Genomic DNA, 3,962 nt, shown 5'->3' with positions numbered 1-3,962 from the left:
TCCCCGCGCCGGGGCTGGTCGTCCCGACGCCCACCGCTCCGGCGGGTGGCCCGGCGATCGTCGGCTCGCTGACCAACCCGCTCACCGAGCACGAGGCGCGCGAGGCGCGCCGTCAGGCCAAGTGGGACGCGAAGCTGGCCCGCATCGAGGCCGCGGGCGACAAGAAGGACCCCGGAAAGTAGCCACCGCTGCCGGGGAGGTCATTCCCAGCGGTGGGTCGCACTGTCTCAGCCCGGCGGCCAGCGGAACTCGCGCCCGCCGAGCACGTGACCGTGCACGTGGAACACGCTCTGGCCGACCTCGGCGCCGGTGTTGAAGACCAGCCGGAACCCGGTCAGGCCGTCCTGCGCGGCCACCGCGGCCGCGTCGGCCGCAAGTCGGCCCGTCAGGCACGGGTCCGCCGCCGCCATCGCGGCGATGTCCCGGTGGTGCTCCCGGGGGATCACCAGGACGTGGGTCGGCGCCTGCGCGTTGATGTCACGGAATGCGACGGTGTCCGCAGTCTCCGCGACTAGGGTGGCCGGGATCTCCCCGGCGACGATCTTGCAGAACAGGCAGTCGGCGCTGGTCACCAGGTAAACCTATCCGGCTGGTCCGGCGTCAAGGGGGCATGACAGTCATGGTGGCCGAGCTGGGCGCTGCCGGCGCCCGCTGGGACGCCGACGAGGCGGTCACCGCGCTCTACACCGATCACTACCGGTCGCTGGTGCGCCTGTCCTCCATGCTGCTGCGCGACCAGATGCAGGCCGAAGAGGTCGTCCAGGACGCCTTCGTCGCCATGCACGGGGCCTGGCGCCGGATCCAGGACCAGGACAAGGCGCTGGCCTACCTGCGTCAGACCGTGGTGAACCGGTCCCGCTCGGTGCTGCGCCGCCGCGTGGTCGCCGACAAGCACGCGCCCACCCCGGGCCCGGACATGCCCAGCGCCGAGTACGGGGCCCTGGCCCGCCTCGAGGGCGATCGGGTGATGGCCGCCCTGCGCCGCCTACCGGACCGTCAGCGCGAGGCGTTGGTGCTGCGCTACTACGGCGACCTGTCCGAGGCCGACATCGCCGCGGCGATGAAGGTGTCCAAGGGGGCGGTCAAGAGCCACACCCACCGCGGCATGGCCGCGTTGCGCTCGATGCTGGAAGCTGAGCAGACGGCATGAGCGACCACGGCAGCCGATTCGGCACGCCCAACCCCGAGCAGCCCCAGGACCTCCAAGCGATCCTCGCCGCGGCGATGCGTGCCGAGGCGGACCGCGTCATGCCTGCCGGCGACGGCCTGGCCAAGATCCGCGCCCGGACCGAGGGGCGGCGTGGCGTCTTTCACTGGTTCTCCAGCCCCTCGGCCCGGCCGGCGATGGCCGTCGGGGCCCTGGTCTTCACCCTCGTCGCCGGCACCCTGGTCGGCCTGCAACTGACCGGCGGCGACGACGGCGGTAACGACTTCGCCGACGGGGCGCGTGACCCGCTCCTCACCCAGCCGTTCAGCTCGCTGGAGCCGCTGATCACACCCGAGCCGAAGATCATGGTTGAACCGAGCCTCGATACCACGGACTACGGCCCCTCCGGCGGCGAGGAGTTCGACGTCGACACCGAGACCACCGCCGTGCCGCTCGATGCCAGGACCCGGATCGCACCGGTCACCGAGGAGGAAGAGGCCAGCAGGAACGACGGCGGCATCCCGGAGGACGACGGCGGCAACTACGTCGCGATTCAGGGCCCGTTGTCCGGGCGTAGCTACAACAGCCCGCTGACCATCGCCGGCGTGGCCCGGGTGTTCGAGGCGCAGGTGACCATCGACATCTCGCAGAACGGCAAGGTGCTCCAGCGGGCATACGCGACCGCCACCGCCGGCGCGCCCGAGCTGGGCGACTGGCAGGCGACGATCGAGCTGGCGCCGGGCAACTACCGGATCGACGCCTATGCGCTCTCGCCGGAGGACGGCACCACGAAGCTCGCCTCGGACTCGATCTGGATCACCATCAAGGCCCCGAACAGCGCGACGCAGCCGACCCCGACCCCGAGTCCGACGTCGACCTCCACGCCGCGGCCGAGCTCCACGCCGACCGGAGTTCCGTCGTCCGCGCCAAGTTCGGACGTCGGGACCCAGCAGGTCCCCGGCACCGAGCCGTAGCCGGACCTGGGCTCAGTGCACAGCTGAGCCCCCGAACGGCGGGCGGCTGGCCCTCGCGGAGCGGCGTGGCCGCCGTCACACTGGGTGCCATGGCTGCCCCCACCCTTCCCGAGCTGGACACCGTCGACCTCTCGGACCCGGCGACGTTCGTCGACGGCCCGCCGCACGAGCTGTTCGCCCGGTTGCGGGCCGAGGCCCCGGTGTTCCGCAACCGCAGCCGGCACCCGAGCATCGACGACTTCTGGTCGATCACCCGGGCCACCGACATCGAGTGGATCAGCAAGCACGCGACGCTGTTCTCGGCGCACGAGAAGGGCATCTGGATGCGCCCGGATGCCTCCGCCCCGCTGGACATGCTGCGCAACATGGTGATCTTCAAGGACCCGCCCGAGCACAGCCGCTACCGCAAGCTCGTCCAGGTCGCCTTCACCCCGCGCACCATCGCGCACCTGGAGGACTCCGTGCGCACCCAGGTCACCGCGATCCTGGACAAGGCGTGCGAGACCGGTTCGTTGGACGTGGTCCGTGACCTCTCGCTGCCGGTCCCGTTGACCGTCATCACCGACCTGCTCGGCGCCCCCGCCTCCGACGTCGACCAGCTGGCGCACTGGACCGCGAAGCTGGACACCGGGATCGACAACGTCGAGCTGGGCTACAGCATGGAAGCCATGATGGAGATGGGGGCCTATCTCGGGGACCTGATTCCCAGTCAGATCGGCACCGACTCCCTGGTCGGACTGCTGGCCTCGGTGGAGGTCGACGGCGACCGGCTGAGCGAGGAAGAACTGCTGATGTTCTTCGCGATCCTGGTCTTCGCCGGCAACGACACGACCCGCAACGCCACCTCCGCCGGGGTGCTCGGCCTGCTGGAGAACCCGGACCAGTTGGCCGCGCTCGCCGCCGACCCGTCGCTGATCCCGAACGCGGTCGAGGAGATCATTCGCTGGGCCACGCCGCTGAACTACTTCGCCCGCACGGCGCTGGCGGACACCGAGCTCCGGGGCGTTCGGATCGCCGCGGGTGACCTGCTGGTGATGTGGTACTGCTCGGGCAGCCGCGACGAAGAGATCCTGCCCGGCGCGGACCGCTTCGACGTGTTGCGCCCGGTGGAGTACCACCAGGCCTTCGGCGGCGGTGGCCGGCACTTCTGCCTGGGCGCCGGGCTGGCCCGCCTCGAGCTGAAGGTGATCTTCGAGGAGTTCACCCGGCGGGTCCGCGACCTGCGGCTGACCGGTCCGGTGGTCCGGCACTGCACGACCTGGGTGAACGGCTACGACTCGATCCCGATCGCGGTCACGCCGGCCTGATCAGCCCTGCGGCCTGAGCACCGCTGCGCCGTAGTGCTCGGCGACCTGCAGCGCGAGGGCCAGTCCCGAACGGTCGTCCTCCAGGGGTCGGCCGCGCAGTCGCGCCGCGAGGTCCAGTCGGTGCTGGATGGTGTTGCGGTGGTAGTTCAGATCTCGGGCTACCGCGCGCACGTTGGCTCCGCCGTCGAGGTAGTTCCGCACCGTCGTGCGCAGGCGCTGTTCGCGCTCGCCGCCGGCCGCGAGTTCGCCGAGCTGGTCGGCCACGAAGCGAGCCAGGGCGTCCCGATCGTCGGTCAGCACCGCCAGGGTCGCGACCTCGGCGAACCGGGTGACCGCCGCGTCCGCGGACCCGGCGGCCGCGATGGTCTGCGCCCGCAGCGCCTCGAGATGGCTGCGCCGGAAGCCGTCGAGGCCGGCGGCGGCGGTCCCGGTGGCGATCCGGAACCCGTCCCGGGGGAGCGGCAGCTCCGCGTCCAACCACGACGTCCCGGCCGGCCCGCTGACCCAGCCCCAGGTGCTCGCGCTGTCGACCGG

General features: G+C 71.5%; 6 protein-coding genes. 4 read left to right on the top strand and 2 right to left on the bottom strand.

The window, feature by feature from the left end:
- On the top strand, positions 1-182 hold a 182-nt coding region (locus tag H0X00_RS22330; protein ID WP_293774971.1), incomplete at its 5' end, for a hypothetical protein.
- A gap of 45 nt (positions 183-227) precedes the next feature.
- Here the strand turns inward: H0X00_RS22330 and H0X00_RS22325 are convergent.
- Positions 228-575 (bottom strand): histidine triad nucleotide-binding protein, encoded by a 348-nt coding sequence (locus H0X00_RS22325; protein ID WP_367186734.1) that lies wholly within the window; start codon positions 573-575, stop codon positions 228-230.
- Between the two features lie 35 nt (positions 576-610).
- On the opposite strand from H0X00_RS22325, the gene H0X00_RS22320 reads away from it, so the two are divergent.
- The 3 genes from H0X00_RS22320 to H0X00_RS22310 all read left to right on the top strand — a co-directional run bounded on the left by H0X00_RS22320 (position 611) and on the right by H0X00_RS22310 (position 3,428).
- A complete protein-coding gene (locus H0X00_RS22320; RefSeq protein ID WP_293774969.1) occupies positions 611-1,150 on the top strand; it encodes a SigE family RNA polymerase sigma factor in 540 nt (179 codons plus the stop codon).
- Positions 1,147-2,121, top strand: a complete 975-nt coding sequence (locus tag H0X00_RS22315; RefSeq protein WP_293774968.1) for a Gmad2 immunoglobulin-like domain-containing protein — start codon at positions 1,147-1,149, stop codon at positions 2,119-2,121. The genes H0X00_RS22320 and H0X00_RS22315 overlap by 4 nt, the downstream gene beginning before the upstream one ends.
- An 89-nt stretch (positions 2,122-2,210) precedes the next feature.
- On the top strand, positions 2,211-3,428 hold the full coding sequence (locus H0X00_RS22310) for a cytochrome P450 (RefSeq protein ID WP_293774966.1): 1,218 nt from the start codon (positions 2,211-2,213) through the stop codon (positions 3,426-3,428).
- On the opposite strand, the gene H0X00_RS22305 is transcribed toward H0X00_RS22310, so the two are convergent.
- On the bottom strand, positions 3,429-3,962 hold a 534-nt coding region (locus H0X00_RS22305), incomplete at its 5' end, for a helix-turn-helix domain-containing protein (RefSeq protein ID WP_293774965.1).

Source organism: Sporichthya sp. (genome assembly GCF_013815995.1).
Lineage (GTDB): Bacteria > Actinomycetota > Actinomycetes > Sporichthyales > Sporichthyaceae > Sporichthya.
This window is presented reverse-complemented; position numbering and strand designations above follow the sequence as displayed.